Origin of the sequence: Deinococcus humi (assembly GCF_014201875.1) — a bacterium.
GTDB classification, from domain to species: Bacteria; Deinococcota; Deinococci; order Deinococcales; family Deinococcaceae; genus Deinococcus; species Deinococcus humi.
Genome location: NZ_JACHFL010000023.1, coordinates 1 through 16,470 on the forward strand (window position 1 = coordinate 1; position 16,470 = coordinate 16,470).

The following is a 16,470-nucleotide window of genomic DNA, read 5'->3' on the forward strand; positions in this document are numbered from 1 at the left end:
TCCTGGTCCGGTGCGGTCACGCTGGACACCGAGAAGCAGGAGTACAGCCTGTGGCAGAGCAAGTTCCGCGCCGCTGGCCTCAGTGTCGGTCCCAACTGAGCCTCACTGCTGAATAAGTGTCGACTTCATCCAGGAAATGCACCAAAAAAGGACTGCCGCACGCGGCAGTCCTTTTTGATTGTCTTTGGGCTCCCGCTCGGTTTCGGCGGGAGAGACTGATACCGGCCGTCGAGAAACCAAGTGTCGAAGTCCAGGCACTCTTGATGTTGATCACGGAATGAACTACGGCTGGCCCGCCTTAGGCGGGCGAAAGTAGAGCGGGGCAGGGGAGACCAGGCCGAGCCTCACCCGGCGGCATCCAGGGCCATTGCCAGCTTTCCCAATCTTCTCTCGAAGGAAGAGGCTGGCGTCGCACGAAAATTCATCGAGTCGGTCTTCTTCTCTTAGTTTGGCTTTGGGTTGAATTGGGGACAGGCCAAAACGATGGTTCCCTCGCGGCTCAAAGTGGCTTTGATCGTCTTGGCCCCCGACTTCAACTTCGGGATTTGGGCCTTCTCTCCTCTTCACTCTGCCTTTCCCCACTGGTCAGCGCTGCCTTGCCAGTTCCCGCTTCGGTCAATCCAACTGCACTTGGTGTGCTAAAAAAGCGACAAGCCGTCGGAAGGGTGTCCTGCCCCTTTGAGACGAGGTCACGCAGTGGGCAATCTCAATCCCCGGCTACCCACCCGAGGCCTGCGCCCTCGCTGGTTTCTCAGAGCCGGGTTTTGAAGGCCATCTTCTATACTGCTCACCGTAAAAACCCACGCCCATCCTCTTGATTCCCTGGACGGTCGGGCGAGGCCAATGGGTCTGTCATCTCATGTGTTGGACCTGCTCACCCGGCTTCACTCCAGCCGACCAATTAAACAACCTCGTAGGTGGATCCCTTGCAAACCGATTTCAGCGCCGTCCTCACGTCACGTCCACACCAGCCCACCGAAGGAACGCTCATCGTGGGACCGTGGCAGGTGACTCTTGATGCGGCGTCAGCCAGCATTGTTCATCAACCTGGACTGAGCGCAGTCATGAAAGGTCAGATCTACGACCTTGACGCTCAAGGCCTGCTCAGGCTCTACCGTCAGTGCGGTCCCGACTTCGCCCGCCGCTTTGACGGCGCGTTCTCAGTGGTGCTGTTCGATGAGGCCCAGGGCTTGATCGTGGCTGTCACAGACCGGGTGGGCAGCCACAAGCTGTACGCGGCCTATGCTGGAGAGCGGGTGACGCTCTCGACCCGGCCTGACCATCCTGATTTCACGGGACGGCCCTACGACCTTGCGGGTCTGGCCAGCGTGCTGGTGACCGGCAGTACCCTGAATGGCCTCACACTGCATCAGGGGGTTCAGACCCTGTCCCGCGCCAGCTCATACCGGGTCGAGCCCGGTGGCATGGTTCAGCAGCCGTACTGGGCAGGTCAGTTGGCCCAGGACCACGACACACGCCCGGAAGCCGAACTCCGCGAGGAACTGGCTGAACTGCTCAAACGCTCGGTCCGCCGCCGCGTTGAGGGCCTGAGGGGGGCGGTCCATCTGTCGCTCAGCGGCGGCCACGACTCCAGGGGGGTGCTGAGCTTGCTGGCGGCCACAGGCCAGGATCTGCACACCTTCTCGTATACCCAGGGGAAGCAGGCAGCCCGCAGTGATACCCGAGTGGCGGACGCTCTGGCGGCGCAGTACGGGACACGGCACGAACACCTTCAGGCCTACCAGGGTGACCTGCTGGCAACGCTGCGCCGCAATGCCGCTTGGGGTCACGGCGTCACCAACTTCTGTGATGAAGTGGATGCCTGGGACACTCTGGAGGGTGAGTCCGTCACCGACCTGTTTACCGGCGACCAGATATTCGAGATGCATGCCTATCCCCTCACGGACATCTCCGAGCAGCTCGTCAAGCGGCACATTGAGCCCTTCAGCACCCTGGGCAGTCTGGCCGACCGGCTGAACCCGGGGCTGTCCCCGGCTCTGGAAGCGGCCTGGACCGCTGAGGTCGAAACCATCCGGGCTTCGGCCGCCCGCTTCGCCGACCCCTACCAGCAGGAACTTGTCCTGGTCGCCGATCAGCTGCTGCCCTACCGCCTGCTGCCCTGGCGTGAACGCTATGGAGGCCGCTTTGCCCGGATCCACCTGCCTTACCTGGATGCCGCGGTGCTGGACTTCCTTTACCGCCTCCCCCCTGACACACTGGCGGGCAAGCGGCTGTTCGTCGACACCTTGCGTGACTTGGACCCGGCCCTCTACACCGTTCCTCTGGCCCGGTCCCAGGGCTACGAGGCCGACTGGCACGCCGAGCTGATCAAGCACCGCGAGGCGGTCAAAGAAGAATTGCTCTCCGGACCCAGCCGTTTGGACGCCGCCATTGATCCACAAGCCATCCGCGCAGTGCTGGACAGCCTGGCGTTGCCGGCAGACGGCAGACGCTCAATGCTCAAGGGACAGGTCCGGCAGACCCTGGGCACCTTCCGGCACAGCGAGATGGGGCAGAAAATCTTTGGCCGAGCCCAATTGAGGGCCCCGCTGATCAGCCCAGCCACCTGGTTGTTGAGGGTCCTGACCCTCCGCGCGCTGGACGCCGATACTCGCACGCGTTGAACACCTTGATCAAAGCGCCGCTCGCACATTCGTTTCTGCACGGCCTGAAGTGCGGCCACCTCACAGCGAGCTCTGGCAGAGCGCTTACACTGCCGTAGCCATGACAGACTTCCCCCCACCGAACTCGCCGCATTCGGCCGTGGGGCAGGCAACACACCTGCTCACCCATCTCCAGAAAGTGACGCAGGCCCTGGCCGCCGTCCGTCAACCAGACGCCGTCTTCGACATCATCCTGGGTGACGCTCTGGACGCTCTGGGCGCCATTTCCGGCGTGGTGCTGCTGGTTGAGCAGGCACAGCTTCAGGTGGCGGCCCGTCGCGGTCACGACGACGCCAGCGTCTGGCAGGCCGGGGATCTGAGCGGGCGACGACCCAGTCCAGATGCGTTGCGTCTGAACACCCCGCTGTTCTTCCCGCAGAGCGGCGATCTGGTGGCCGCCTACCCGGAGCTCGAGGCCCGGACGGGCGGCGTGGCGGCGGTGGCCAGCGCAGTGCTGCCCATGGTGGAAGACGGCCGTCCGCTGGGCGTGATCGTGCTGGATTTCAGAGAACCGCACAGCTTTACTCCTGATGAGGAGCACTTCTTGCGGACACTGGCTGGGCAGTGCGCCCTGGCACTGGACCGGACCCGGCTCTCTGACGATCTGGAGCGACAGGTGCAAGACCGAACGGTCGAACTTGAGGCTTTCGTCCAATTTACCGAGGCGGCCGATGGCGAGACCGACGTGCTGGCGCTGGCCGGGCGGGCGGTGGACGTCCTGAGCGTCCTGTTCCCGGGCTGTACCAGCGTGTATTACGCCCTCGAAGATGGTCTATGGCGGGCCAAGGTCTACACCAGCGATCTGAAGGCCGCCCCGGCGTTGCTGAGCACGATTCAGGCTGGGATACCGCTCGACACCCCTGTCTTCGCACGGCCCCTGCAACTGGGGGAACCTGTTTTCGTCGATGGCTGGAATCCGGAGCGAGAACAGCTCCCGCACACCGAGGCCTACCGAAGTGTCGCGGTGTACCCGCTGGTGGTGGGCGGTACCGTTCAGGCGATGTTCGCGCTGGGGAGCAAGGACACTCCACGTTGGTCTGCGCACCACCGGGCAGTGTTCCGTTCAGTGGTGCGCAGTCTGGGGCTGGCCCTCGAGCGGACCGAAACCGCCCGGCAACTTGCGGCCCAGAATGCCGAGTTGCGGGCGCGCACGCGGGCGCTGGAGGGCTTTGCGGCCCTTACCCAGGAGCTGGGGCTGAGTACGGAACCTGAGGTCCTGATTCAGCGCTCCCTGGACCTGGTCCTCTCCCTGTTGCCCCCCGGCTACGCCGTCTTTTCACAGATTGTCGGTGAGCGGTGGCACGCCACAGCCCTCGTCGGCGACATGCGGAAGCCCGAACTACAAGCAGCCATGGAGGCAGGCTTCCCGGTGGGACAGACCCCCAGTCTGGATCTGCCTCACCAGACGAAAGAGCCCCTGTTTCAGGACCACTACGATCCCACTCGGGACATTGCCCCGGAACTCGTGGAACACCTCTCGACGGTGGCCACCTTACCCGTGTTGGTCAACGGCGAGGTCAAGGGGATCTTCAGCACGGCCCTGTTCAGCGTGCGCCCTTGGAGTGTGGCAGATCAGGCGGTCCTGAGGACGACGGTCTACAGCCTCGGGCTGGCCCTGGAACGCGTCGGGCATGCCCAGCAGCTCACAGCCCAGCGCGACCTGTTGCAGGCGTCAAACGAGGAACTTGAAGCCTTCACGTACAGCGTCTCGCATGACCTGCGCACCCCAGTGCGACACATCATCAGCTTCGGGGATCTGCTCCGCCGCTCGCTCCCGGAGGCGCTCGACGCCAGGACGGAGCGGTACTTCGGGATTGTCTCCAAAGCGGCTTTGACGCTTAATACCCTGATTGACGGCATGCTGGAGGTCTCGCGCGCCTCACGTCAGCCGCTCAAGGCTGAGCAGGTGAGGTTGGATCGGGTCGTCCAGGCCGTGATCCAGAAGGTAGAGGCCAACCAGCCACAGCGCCAGATCGACTGGCAGATCCGTGCGCTGCCCATGGTGACGGGTGATGTGGAACTGCTGCGCCAGGTCATCACGGCCCTGATAGACAACGCAGTGAAATACACCCGGGATCGGGAACCCGCGGTGATCGAAGTGTGGGCCGAGGACCGGGGGCAGAGTTGGGCCGTGTTGGTGCGGGACAACGGGGTGGGCTTCAATCCGCAGTACAGCGGCAAGCTGTTCACCATGTTCCAGCGCCTCCACCGGCAAGAGGACTTTGAGGGGGCAGGGGTCAGCCTGGCCAACGCGCGGCGCATCGTGGTCCGGCATGGCGGAACGATGACCGCCGAGGGCCAGCCGGGAGCGGGCGCCACCTTCGGCTTCATCCTCCCCAGAGCCCCTGGCTGAGCCCTGGTCCAGCCGGCTGATTACGCCCCACCGGTTCCCGCCCGCCCGAGATAGACACCACGGTGCTGCCACCCTGCATGATCCGGAAGGTGAAGGGCATTCACCCAGCCCAGCGAATGCGGCACGGCGTCCATGTCCCGCATTCCCTCCCCGGTGCGCTGGGGAGGGGGCAGCCATTGTGTCGGTGCCCAGCCCCGGACGAAACTCACGATCAGGAAGGCATCGGTCTTGAAAAACTCCAGGGACGGCCTGGAACCGACGGGGACCTGTGGCCAGCGCTCCGGCACACAGGGGTCAGACGCCTGGCCTGAGCTGCCGGGGCCGGGTAGCCACCGAGAGGCACAGCACGGCGGTGATCACGCACAGTGCGACCTCCCAGCCAAACACGGTTCTGAAATCCGCGATTGTTGCTCCCCACCGGCAGGCGGCGCGGGAGCGTATGCGGCTCAGAAGGGTTCGGCGGTGTGCCCGGACATCGCCGAACTTCTGGCAGGCTGACGTGCGAAGGCGTGTTCGAATGTCCATCGCGGTCACGCTGTTAATAGCCAGCTTAGCCGGAGTTCCCTGTCGGAAATAGATCAGCACAGCGGGAGGCTGCTGGCAGAAGGTCGGTAGTCAGCGTCCTACAGCAGGTTACGCCCAGGCACTGACCGCATGTCGCTGCGGTCAGGCGTGAAGCCGTGGTTTCTTCCAGGTGAAAAATTGCGCTTCGCTGCTGCTGGTCTGGGTGCAGACACCAGCTATGAAGAGGTCAGTGCGGGCTTGTTGGAAGGCGGTTGCGACCTGTTCTTCAGGCCCTGGACAGGGCTCAGGTTCCAGCTCACTGGCACATCCACTCTTACCAGATCATTACACCGGTTGAAGCCCTGACATTTCGGCCCCTATGATGGGCACTCCAGGTCAAGTCAGCTACCCCACTCCGGCGGTCAGTTTTTGTGTGACTGGACCGCCCCTCCCTGCTCCCCTTGCCTTCAGGAGATCCTTCTTATGCCTATGACGCTTTCGACAGCCCCCAAACGCCTTCTGCTCGCTGGCCTTCTGGCCCTGGCAGCCTGCGGCCAGGCTCCCCAGAGCGCGGCTCCGGCAACGACCACTTCCCTTGGAACCCAGAGCCTGCGTGCTGCCGATACTGGCCCCCTGACCCGTATTGGTGCGGTGCAGGGTGAAACACCCAGCGGCGACGCCCCATCACCTCTGCTCGGCCAGCGCGTGACCGTGGAGGGCGTCGTGACAGGTCTGCGGACCTCGTATGTGTCGGCGACCCGCTCGGCGGAGGTGGACGGCTTCTTCATGCAGGAGCACAAGCGGGACATCAACCGCAATGGGCTGGCCAGCGACGGCATCTTTGTGTTCTGTGGGAGCGCCTGCCCCACCGTGACGCCAGGCGATCTGGTGCGGGTCAGTGGCGCGGTGGCCGAGCAGTTCAAGGCGACGCAGATCAGCGCCGATGGCCTGACGAAGCTGGAATCGGGAGTTGCCCTGCCCCCTGCCGTGCAGGTCAAGCTACCGCTGCCCGTATCCGAACGCGAGCGTTACGAGGGTATGCGTATCGGCACGAAGGGCGTGGTGACCAACAATTTCACGCTGGGGCGTGGGGCCAGCTTCGACATTGCCGACGACCGCATCTTCACCTACACACAGATCAACCGCCCCAGTGCCCAGGGCCTGGCGGCCTATCAGGCAGCGGTGGCCGAACGGGTGCTGCGGATCGACGATTCCAGCCGCTGGCAGAATCCTGATCCCGTGATCTTCGCGCGCGCGGGCCAGCCTCTCAGCGCCGGCAACACCTTGCGGGGCGGCGACCGTGTGGTCGTGACCGGTGTGCTGACCTTCGGCAACGACGGCTGGACTGGCAGCGGCAGCGAAGATGTCTACCGCCTGCAAGCCGCCTCGGCCACGGTGGCGGGCCCTGCGCGGCCCAAGACCCCGACCGGCGTGGGTGGACGCCTGCGCGTGGGCAGCATGAATGTGCTGAACTATTTCACCACCCTGGACGGACCCAATACCGGCTGCACCCCAGGCGGAAGCAGCAGCGACGCGCGCGGTGCCAACAACTGCGACGAATTCCTGCGTCAACGCGACAAGATCGTGGCGGCGATCACGAAATTGGATGCCGACGTGCTAGGTCTGCTCGAAATTCAGAACGACTTCGAGAAGGGCAGCCGCAGCAGCATCGCCAATCTGGTCAGCGCCCTGAACACCGCGACCGCGCCCGGCACCTACGCCGCGATCAATCCCGGCGAAAACGTAGGCACCGACGCGATCACGGTCGCCATGATCTACAAGCCCGCCAGCGTGACCCCGGTCGGGCATCTCGCCGTGCTCGACAACGGCTTTGACCCCAGCTATCAGGACAACCGCAACCGGCCCACCCTGGCCCACACCTTCCAGAGCAAGGCAAATGGGGGGCGCGTGACGGCGGTGGTGGCCCACCTCAAGAGCAAGGGCAGCGCCTGTGCGGGCGATCCGGACCTCAACGACGGCCAGGGCAACTGCAACCTGACCCGCACGAATGCCGCGCAGCTGATCGCCCGCTGGCTGGGGACCAATCCCACTGGCGTGCAGGAGGAAGACCGCCTGCTTCTGGGGGACTTCAACGCCTACCGGATGGAAGATCCCCTGCAGGCGCTGGAAAGGGCCGGGTACATCAATCTTTTCGACTCCTCCAGCTACTCCTACCAGTTTGATGGCCAGTGGGGCAGTCTCGACCACGCGCTGGCGAGCACAAGCCTCGAGCGTCAGGTGGTCGGCGAGACGAAGTGGCACATCAACGCCGATGAGCCAACCGTGCTCGACTACAACACCGAGTTCAAGAGCGCGGCGCAACTGGCGAACTTCTACGCGGCTGACCCTTACCGCTCCAGCGATCACGATCCGGTGCTGGTGGGCCTGAACCTGCGTGCCCAGACCCCGCTGCCTGCCTCGGCACCCATCGTCCGGCTCAACCTCTCGCCTGACACTGCAGCGTTGACGGCCACCGTGGGGGGCAACCCCGTTCGTCAGAGCTTCGTCGCCAACGGTGTGAATGTTCCAGACGCCCTGACGGTCAGCGTGACCCCCCGTGAGGGTGCTCCTGCTCTGGCGACCGCGCCGACCACTGCGACCAGCGGCGAGCCTTTCGCCGTCGCCGTCTCCGCCCCGCAGGGCACCGCGCCCGGTATCTACACCTACGAGGTGAAGACGATGGCGGGACAGGCCAGCGATACCAGCATCCTGACGGTGACGGTGCAGGCTCCACCCGCTCCAGGGACCGCCGACCTGTACTTCAGCGAATACGTAGAGGGCAGCAGCAACAACAAGGCCCTCGAGATCTACAACCCCACTGCGCAGGCGGTGGACCTGAGCGCCTACAGCGTCGAGCTGTACTCCAACGGCAGCGCGACCGCCGGGAACAAGGCGGTCCTCAGCGGTTCGCTGGCGGCGGGCGGGACCCTGGTGCTCGTCAATAGCCAGGCATCGGCGGCCCTGAAAGAGCGCGGCCAGATGACCAGCGCCGTGACCAACTTCAACGGCGACGACGCCCTGCTGCTCAAGAAAAACGGTGAGGTGATCGATAGCTTCGGGCAGGTTGGCTTCGATCCGGGCACGCAGTGGGGCACCTCGCCGACCGCCACCCTGGATAGCACCCTCCGCCGTAAGGCCAGCGTGACCACCGGAGACCGCAATGGCCTGGACGCCTTCGATCCCGCCGCGGAGTGGGACGGCTTTCCCCAGGACACCTTTGATGGCCTCGGCACCCGTTGATCAGGGGTGGGCCGTTCTGACACCTTCACTCGGGTAAGTGGTTGAGCGGTGGCGGTCCGGGAACGGGACCGCCACCGCTCCCTTGAGCATCATCGGCCATGCCCTGTGGTGTTCTCACTGCTCTTCGCTGGGTCTGCGCGGGTTTCAGGCGGTGAGGAGCCGAACACGGGGTGTGGCGTGCCGCGGCTGGGCAGGGGCGCTCCTCAACGTGCAGGTTGAGCCGCTGCTGACCTGGGATGTGACAGTGGTCCGTTGTCTCGTGATCGATTCACACCTCTACCTCGCCGCCCGCCATGTCAATGCGAACGGTGTCTTCGTTGGTGCATCCGGTGGTTCCGTCGGCACCACCCTGCTCTCAATTCCAGCGACGTTAACGCAGCTGAGGCCCCAGTCTCCGTTCGCGCCATGCCCCACGCTAGCGGACGTAAGACGCCCCATTGATATCCAGCGTTGCCCCGGTCATGTGCCTCACCAGGCCTGAGGCCAGGAACACCACAGTGGCGGCCACATCCTCCGGCGGGGCCGCGTCTCCCAGTGGGAATTCACGGTCCAGCTCGGCAGCGTGTTCGTCGAGGTAGGCTTCCGCCATCTCGGTGCGGACCCAGCCGGGGGCAACGGCGTAGGCCAGGACGCCCTCATGGGCAAAGCCCCGGGCAATCGAGCGGGTCAGGGCGATCACGCCGCCTTTCGAGGCGGCGTAGTGCATGGCGTCCGGTTGATCTCCCCGGAAGGCGGCCCGGCTGGCGATATTGATGATGATGCCGCCTCCGTGGCCCCGGAAGTGCCCGATGGCCTCCCGGCAGGTGTCCGCCACGCTCAGCAGGTTGACCTGCAGGGTCTCGTGCCAGACGTTGGCCCATGCCTCCAGGGGATCGTCCACCGTGACCGACGGCGCGACCCCGGCGTTGTTGACCACCACGTCGATGCGGCCTTGCCAGGCGGCGGCAGCCTCGAACAGCCGGATGGCCTCGCCCTCACGGGCCAGGTCGCCACTCAGGACGTGAATTCGCTCTGCACCGAACGCCTCTATCAACGTCTGTGCCCCGTGGCCACTGCGCCCCAGGTGGGCCGCCACCGATGCACCTGCGTCCAGCAGGCTGCGGACGCATGCGGCACCGATTCCGCGAGAAGCCCCCGTCACGAGTACCACCTTGCCGTTCAGATTGATCATGGTTACCAGTCAAGCATACGGGCCACGGTGCTATGTACCTTTGGCGCGGTGCCGTGTCGTATGGAGCAGTGCGGAGCCCACTGCCATTCGGTGCCGATTTGCGTTCGGTCTATTTTTTGCTCAGTTCGGCCCAGGGCAGGAAAGTCAAGGGGTTGTACCCGGCTTTGGTCAGCGGCGCGCCGCTCAGACGGCTGCTGTATACCAGGTATTTGGTTTCCTGCGGCAGATTGATCACTGGAGCTAGCTCGTGCGCGCGGCGCCCCACCTGGCTGTAGAGCTTGTCACGCTGCGCGGTGTCGGTGGTGGCCCGCGCCTGGTTAAGCCACCTGTCGATGCTGGCGTCCTTGAAGTTCGAGCGCAGTGAGAACCAGCCCTCACTGCTGTAGAAGGTGTACATGAAGTTGTCCGGGTCGGCGTAGTCCGGGGACCAGCTCAGGACCGTCATGGGTTCCATTCCCTTGCCCGCGTCGGTGGACAGTTCGCTGGCCTGTTTGGGTTGCAGGTTCAGGCGGAACTTGGGATTCAGCGCTTCGACGCTCTGTTTCAGGAGTTCCAGGGCAGTCTGCGAGGACGTACTGCCGGCACGGTAATTGGCCGTGAAGGTAAAGCCGTTTTTCCAGACCTCACCGCCGAACGCGCGCTTGAAGGCCGCTTCCGCCTGCTTGGGATCGTACTTGTAAACGCTGATCTTGGGATCATAGCCGGGGAAGGTGGGGGGCAACATCATGGTGAGGTTGGTGCCCTGGCCCTTGAACACATCCTTGGTGTACTGAGCGTAGTTGAAGAGATATGAAAAGGCGCGGCGCACGTTCACGTCGCTGAAGAAGTTGGCGGGAATGCCCTTGCCGTCGAGCTTGCCGCTGCCCAGCAGCGCCGAATTCTTGATGTTCTGGTTCATGAAGATGGCGACCGTGTTGGTGTTGGGCAGGTCATCGACCCAGGAGACGCCAGGTTTCCCCTTGAGCTGCGCCTCGTCCACAGCCCGCCCGCCACCGTCAATCATGTCGGCGTCGCCGCGCAAGAAGGCCTGTTGTCGGGCCGCCAGCTCGGGCACCTTCTGGCGCAGCACGTTCTTGATGCTGGGCTTGTCGCCCCAGTAGCTGTCGTGGACGGTGAAGAGCAGGTTGCCCGCGTCGCGGCGCACCAGCTTGTAGGGGCCAGTCCCGTTGGGCTTCTCGTTGAGGGCGCTACCGGACAGATCCTTGCCCACCCAGCTCTTCCAGGTGGCCTCCGTGCCGTCCCACTCACCGATGCTGGCGGCGTATTTCCGGTCAACGATGGCCTGGCCGACGTAGGCCAGTTTGGACAGGAAGGCCGGATCGACCTTGGGCAGGCTCAGCACCAGCTGGCCCTGGGCGTTGCATTTGGCGGCGGACGTGATCCGGGCCCAAGTGATGGACTTGTCGTCGTTGGCGTTGGCCTGGGTGCCCAGTAGCGACTCGCTCAGGAACCAGTTGCCAGAGGACGCTTCGTTGGTGACCAGGTTGCGGCGGAAGGTGTATTCGGCGTCCGCACAGGTCATGGTGTCGCCATTGTGGAATTTCACGCCCGTACGCAGATCGAAGGTGTAGGTCTTGCCGCCGTTGCTGGCGGTCCACTTGGTGGCCAGCGCCGGGACCAGCTGCTTGAGGCTGCTACCCGGGTAGGTCAGCAGCGGCTCGTACACGTTGACGATCACGGGCGCGGAGATGACGTCGTACATCGCTGCGGGGTCCAGGGTGATCACTTCTGCGCTGGACTGGATCACCAGCGTATCTGAAGGCGAGGCGGCCAGCACGGTTCCAGTCAGCAACACGGCACTCAGGACAATCAGATTTTTCATGGTGCTGCAACCCTAGCAAGCTGCTGACCTGAGCTGGTGAGGCGGCGCCCCTCGTCATTCGGGGCTGTTTCGTGGGGCTGCCCACATCGCCTCCGCCAGGGTCAGTCCGCTGCGCTGGCCCAGCTTCCCAGCGGCAGCTCACTGAGCCGCCGGACTTTCATGGTCACTGCCTGCCCTTGCACCGTTGCCTCCCCATGCACGATGAGCGCGCGGGCGTCGCGGAGCAGAACGCGGTGGGCTTCCCACAGATCGGGAGGGATGATCGCCTGCACACGCGTAAAGGCGTCCTCCAGCACGAAGAACGCAAATCCCTTGGCTGTTGGAGGCCGCTGTCTCGTGACCACCAGGCCCGCTGTCCACGCTTCCTGCCCGTGACGCAGCCCGCTCAGTGGCACGCAACCCAGATCGCGCAGCCGGGCACGGTGGGCGTCCAGGGGATGTCTCCCGGTCTCCGAAATTCCCCTGCTTTCCAGATCCAGGACCAGCAGTTCGTCTGGCGAAAGGGCGGACAACTGGGGCGGTTCAGTCTGGGGAAGGAGCAAACCACGTGTTCCAGGCTTGCGGGCGTTGGCGACCGTGTGCAGGACGTAGTACACCTCGCGCCTGTTCTTCTGCGCGTCCACGCCATCGAACGCGCCCGCTTTCGCCAGGGTGTCCAGAGTGTCGCGTTTCACCTCCACCCGGTCATAGAAGTCCTCGACGCCCTTGTACTTCCCGCCCGTCAGACGTTCCTGCACGATCTGTCGCGCCAGGCCCTCACTCACGCCCTCCACCACGGTCAGGGGGAGCCGGACCGTCTGTTCGGTCTTGGCCCGGTACGACACACCTGAGCGATTGATGCACACGCCGCGCAGGGTTACGCCCCAGCGGCGGGCCTCATGACTGACTGTTGCTGGAGGCCACAGGCCAGGCGCTTCGGTCAGAACCCCGCGAGGTACGCCGCTGGGTGGTGCTGACGCATCCAAGCGCTGGAATAAGCGTGTTGTGCGAAGGCGTGGGCATGGCTCTCGGCGAAGCCGTAGCCCTTGAAGGCCGCGCAGATAGCGAAGATCTCCTCGGCCTCCCAGGGAAACGCCCCGGTGGTCAGAGCCGCTCCAGCAGTGAAGCTGTTCTTCAATTCGTCCAGCTCGCCCTCGTCTTCGGTCTTGCTCAGACGGCTGCGGAATCGATCCGCGTCAGGCCAAGAGTATCCGGCGTAGTGGACGGCGATCCGTAAAATCTGCTCCTGGAACATCAGCGTGCCGTGTGTGGGGGCCAAGATGGTGCGTAATGGTTCGGGCAGGTCTGGCACGAGCTCCTCACCCCTGGCCCTCCTGACGTAGGGGTGCACCGTGCTGCTCTGGATCGGGCCAGGACGCACCAGCGCGATCTGGTGGGCGAGCTGGGTCATGTTCTTGGGCTGCAAGCGGGCCGTCATCTGCACTTGGGCGGGAGATTCGATCTGGAACATGGCGAGGGTATCTCCGGAAGCAATCCGCTCCCACACGGCGGGATCGTCGGGCAGATCGCCGTATTCCACCCATTCCCCGGTCAGGCGCATGACCTCCTCGCGCGCCCGTTCCAGGGCTGCCAGCATTCTCAGGCCAAGCAGATCCAGCTTGATCAACCCTAAGCGTTCAACGTCGTCCTTGTCGAAGGTCAGCATTCGGATGCCGCCGCTGGAACGGGTCAGGGGCGAGTAGTGGGTCAACGGACTGGCGCTCAGGACCACGCCGCCGGAGTGCGGGGCCAGATGCCGGACGAATCCCGGCTCGATCTTTTCCAGTAGGGAGAGCAAGGCGTCTTTGACGGGAGCCTCGCCTAGCACCTCGGCGAACACCACCTCCGCTTCGCGGGCGCGGTGGGGCCGGAGATGGCGGAAGTCACGGCCCAGGGCGCGGCTCAGGCGATCTCGCAGTTCAGGGGGCAGACCCAGGGCGCGGCCCAGATCCTGCACGGCGCTGGGCAGGCGGTAGGTGATCTTATTGGCCACCATCGCCTCCCCAGTGCCCTCGCCGCCCCAGCGGGCCTCCACCCAGCTCAAGACCTGATCTCTACGACTGGAAGCAAGATCGATGTCCACGTCCGGCATGGACGCACGCCCGGTATGGAGAAAGCGCTCGAACAGCAGGTTGTGTTTGATCGGGTCAGAGAGGGTGATTCCGAGCAGGTAACAGAGGACTGAACCCGCCGCGCTGCCACGCCCAGCCGCGAGAATCCCATGTTCCCGGCAATAATCCATGACCTCCGCGGCCGTCAGGAAGAATCCGGCCATCTCCAGCGTTTGCACGGTGGCGAGTTCCTGCTGCAAGCGGGTACGGGCGGTTGGTCTGGTGTCCGGCAAGTAGCGTAGGGGTAGAGCTGCAAAGGCGCGCTCCTCCAGTGCCTCCTGCGGCGTCTGGAACAGCCGCAGTTTTGTTTCCGGAGCGTAAAGTCGCTCTGGGCGCAAATCCAGAGCGCAGACGTCAGCCAGCTTCTGGGCATTGAGCAAAGCGTCTGGGAAAGGCAGCAGTGCCCCCCACTCTTCCGGTGTGCTGACGTGACGAGCGTCGTTGCGTGGGCGCTCGGCGTGGGGAATCTCCACATCGATGCCCAATCGGGCACAGGTCAGAGCGTCCAGCAGCGGGTACTCAGTTTGCGCTCCCATGTTGATCTCGGGCGCGGCCACCACAGGAAGTTCCAGATCGCGCGCCAGCCCACGCAGGTACTCCAGACGGCGGCGCTCGTTGGGCGCTGCACCGTGGAACAGTTGCACGTACAGCTCAAAGGGGAACGACTGACGCAGCGTTCGCAAATACGCTACTGCCCGCGCCATCTCTTTGCGCTCTCCAAGGACCGTGGGGAAACCCTGCCGCCCGCTCATCAGACAGACCAGGTGATCCCCCCGGCTGGCGGCCTCCTGTAGGCGCTCCAGCGGCAGCCCGTCTGGGGTGCTCAGGTGAATCTGGGTCACCAGTTCGCACAGCAGGGCATAACCCGCGCGGTCTTTCGCTAGCAGTACCAGAGGAAAGACCTCGTGCGGGTCCTTTGACCTGGGCGGGGCAGGGAACAGCACGGGAAGGGTCACACCGGTGACTGCGCTGACTTGCGCTTCTACAGCGGCTTCGCACAACTCCACTGCTCCCGCCACGCTGCACCAGTCGGTCAGGCCCACTGCGCTGTACCCGCGCTCCTTCGCCAGTCGGACCAGTCTGCGGGGGCTGACGGTGCTGCGGCCTTCCGAGAAAGAGCTCTGGCAGGTCAGGAGCGCGGGCAGAGGGCGGTTCATCCTCAGTCCTGAATCCGGGCCAGCCACCAGACGCCGCCGTCCTCATGATGCAGCTCGGCCAGCAGTCCGCCAGCCTGCACCAGAAAGCAGTCCCGTGGAGCCTCACCTCGCCACCAGCGTCCGCCGTAACGCCACTGGTCCAGCACCCCTTGAATGGCGTAAGCCCGCCCCTGCCAGATCAGCCGTTCCAGGCCGCCCGCAGGCGTCAGACTCACCTCGACGGCCTGCTGCACCGCTTTCATGGACCGACGCCCTCAAAGAAGGCCAGCGTGCGCTCCACCGCCTTCTGGCGAGCCTGGGTCCGGGTCAGCGCAGCTTTCCAGCCCTGCCGAGGCGTCATGGCACTGGGCCGTACTCTTCCCGTCAGCCAGTCCACCCACTGATAGCGGGCGTCGGTGGCGTAAGCGTAGGGGTCCAGCCACTGCACCTTGACGAGTGCCTCGGGAAAGCGGTCCAGCACGTCTCTCGTGACCTCAAGCTCGGCCAGGGACGCCCAGAGGCCCACCATCCGCCCTGGCTGCTGGATCCCGGACAGTTGGACGGTCAGCGCCTCGATACCGAGGGGCAACGCGCCTGTATCGCCCAGGGCCAGGCCAGCGATCCGCAGCAGACCTGCTGAATCTGGGTTTCCCTTGAGTTTGCGGGTAGCTGAAAGCTGACCGCCCAGCGTCTGGGTATGAACCGTCAAGTACGCGGCGGATCGACCCCGCAGATCGGCCAGGATCGGGGGCAGAAGTACCGAGAAGATCACGTCCGCCTCGCTGGGTTCGTGCAGTGGCACATCCAAGTCCATGCGCGCCTCGATCACGCGGCCTGGCACGTACCGCTGCACCGCTTTCGTGCGTTCCCCTTTCAAGAAGCGGTTGACCCGCCGGCCCACGTCCACGCCGAGAAAAGCTTCCCGCTGCGCCGCGCTCCACTTCATCAGATCCGCGAGACCTCGCACGCCGAGGAAAGCCAACTGCTCGATGTGCGCCGGGGTCAGCCCGATCACTTCCAGATGGGCAGCGGGGGTCAACGCCAGGAACGCTTTTTCGGCGCTGCCCACGTCTCGAACCTCACCTGGCCGGGCACGCAGAGCGGCCAAGTGAGCGACTTCCAGACTGTCGGCCAAGCCGACAGGAGCATGCAGCGCGGCAGCCAACTCCCGCGCAGCGGCGATACTCAACTTGAGGAAGACGGTTCCTGGCACTCGTCCCTCTACCCGGTCCGAGTAGCGCGCGTACAGCGTTTCAAGCAGTTCAGCCCAGGCGGCAATTGCTGCTGGCGCACTGATCCCCTCAGCGTGGAGCTCCGGACAACGGCTCAGCGCCGCAAGGTCACGCATCCCTGTTTGTACGCCGGCGTCTCTCGCTTCCAGGCTGGCGTACAGCACCCGTTTCGATTCGTTCAACACCGCGACGGGCACACCAGGGTGCTGACGGCCCAGCAGAACCAGTGGCCAGGGTGAGAGTGTCACGCAGGCCAGCG

At 64.5% G+C, this 16,470-nt stretch carries 9 protein-coding genes; 3 read left to right on the forward strand and 6 right to left on the reverse strand.

What is annotated here, in order from left to right; genetic code table 11:
- The first annotated feature begins 1,064 nt into the window (after nt 1–1,064).
- From HNQ08_RS23980 to HNQ08_RS23990, 3 genes are all read left to right on the forward strand, one after another.
- Nucleotides 1,065–2,624 carry an asparagine synthase-related protein gene (locus HNQ08_RS23980; RefSeq protein ID WP_221284452.1) on the forward strand — a complete coding sequence of 520 codons (1,560 nt, stop codon included), beginning with the start codon at nt 1,065–1,067 and terminating at the stop codon, nt 2,622–2,624.
- A gap of 100 nt (nt 2,625–2,724) precedes the next feature.
- A complete protein-coding gene (locus HNQ08_RS23985) occupies nt 2,725–5,016 on the forward strand; it encodes a GAF domain-containing protein (RefSeq protein WP_184137674.1) in 2,292 nt (763 codons plus the stop codon).
- A gap of 993 nt (nt 5,017–6,009) precedes the next feature.
- The gene (locus tag HNQ08_RS23990; RefSeq protein WP_221284453.1) at nt 6,010–8,760 is read left to right on the forward strand and encodes an ExeM/NucH family extracellular endonuclease; all 2,751 of its coding nucleotides are present in this window, start codon (nt 6,010–6,012) and stop codon (nt 8,758–8,760) included.
- A 415-nt stretch (nt 8,761–9,175) separates the two neighbouring features.
- Here the strand turns inward: HNQ08_RS23990 and HNQ08_RS23995 are convergent, their stop codons facing one another.
- The 6 genes from HNQ08_RS23995 to HNQ08_RS24020 all read right to left on the reverse strand — a co-directional run bounded on the left by HNQ08_RS23995 (nt 9,176) and on the right by HNQ08_RS24020 (nt 16,459).
- Nucleotides 9,176–9,931, reverse strand: coding sequence for an SDR family NAD(P)-dependent oxidoreductase (locus tag HNQ08_RS23995; RefSeq protein WP_184137676.1), 756 nt, complete (start codon nt 9,929–9,931; stop codon nt 9,176–9,178).
- Between the two features lie 109 nt (nt 9,932–10,040).
- Entirely contained in the window at nt 10,041–11,753 is a 1,713-nt protein-coding gene (locus HNQ08_RS24000) for an ABC transporter substrate-binding protein (protein ID WP_184137678.1), read from the reverse strand.
- A gap of 101 nt (nt 11,754–11,854) precedes the next feature.
- Nucleotides 11,855–12,598: a helix-hairpin-helix domain-containing protein gene (locus HNQ08_RS24005; RefSeq protein ID WP_184137680.1), complete on the reverse strand. Its 744-nt coding sequence runs from the start codon at nt 12,596–12,598 to the stop codon at nt 11,855–11,857.
- A gap of 74 nt (nt 12,599–12,672) precedes the next feature.
- Nucleotides 12,673–15,000, reverse strand: a complete 2,328-nt coding sequence (gene dnaE / locus HNQ08_RS24010; protein WP_184137682.1) for a DNA polymerase III subunit alpha — start codon at nt 14,998–15,000, stop codon at nt 12,673–12,675.
- 2 nt (nt 15,001–15,002) lie between these two features.
- Nucleotides 15,003–15,242, reverse strand: a complete 240-nt coding sequence (locus HNQ08_RS24015; RefSeq protein WP_184137684.1) for a DUF6504 family protein — start codon at nt 15,240–15,242, stop codon at nt 15,003–15,005.
- Complete coding sequence (locus HNQ08_RS24020) at nt 15,239–16,459, reverse strand: Y-family DNA polymerase (protein WP_229790240.1); 1,221 nt, start codon at nt 16,457–16,459, stop codon at nt 15,239–15,241. Before HNQ08_RS24020 ends, HNQ08_RS24015 begins: the two co-directional genes overlap by 4 nt.
- Nucleotides 16,460–16,470 lie beyond the last annotated feature (11 nt).

Bases quoted from the DNA above. Each gene is read 5' to 3' on its own strand.
- HNQ08_RS23980 (WP_221284452.1), top strand. From the start codon at position 1,065: ATGAAAGGTCAGATCTACGACCTTGACGCTCAAGGCCTGCTCAGGCTC.
- HNQ08_RS24000 (WP_184137678.1), bottom strand. From the start codon at position 11,753: ATGAAAAATCTGATTGTCCTGAGTGCCGTGTTGCTGACTGGAACCGTG.
- dnaE (WP_184137682.1), bottom strand. From the start codon at position 15,000: ATGAACCGCCCTCTGCCCGCGCTCCTGACCTGCCAGAGCTCTTTCTCG.
- HNQ08_RS24015 (WP_184137684.1), bottom strand. From the start codon at position 15,242: ATGAAAGCGGTGCAGCAGGCCGTCGAGGTGAGTCTGACGCCTGCGGGC.
- HNQ08_RS23990 (WP_221284453.1), top strand. From the start codon at position 6,010: ATGACGCTTTCGACAGCCCCCAAACGCCTTCTGCTCGCTGGCCTTCTG.
- HNQ08_RS23985 (WP_184137674.1), top strand. From the start codon at position 2,725: ATGACAGACTTCCCCCCACCGAACTCGCCGCATTCGGCCGTGGGGCAG.
- HNQ08_RS23995 (WP_184137676.1), bottom strand. From the start codon at position 9,931: ATGATCAATCTGAACGGCAAGGTGGTACTCGTGACGGGGGCTTCTCGC.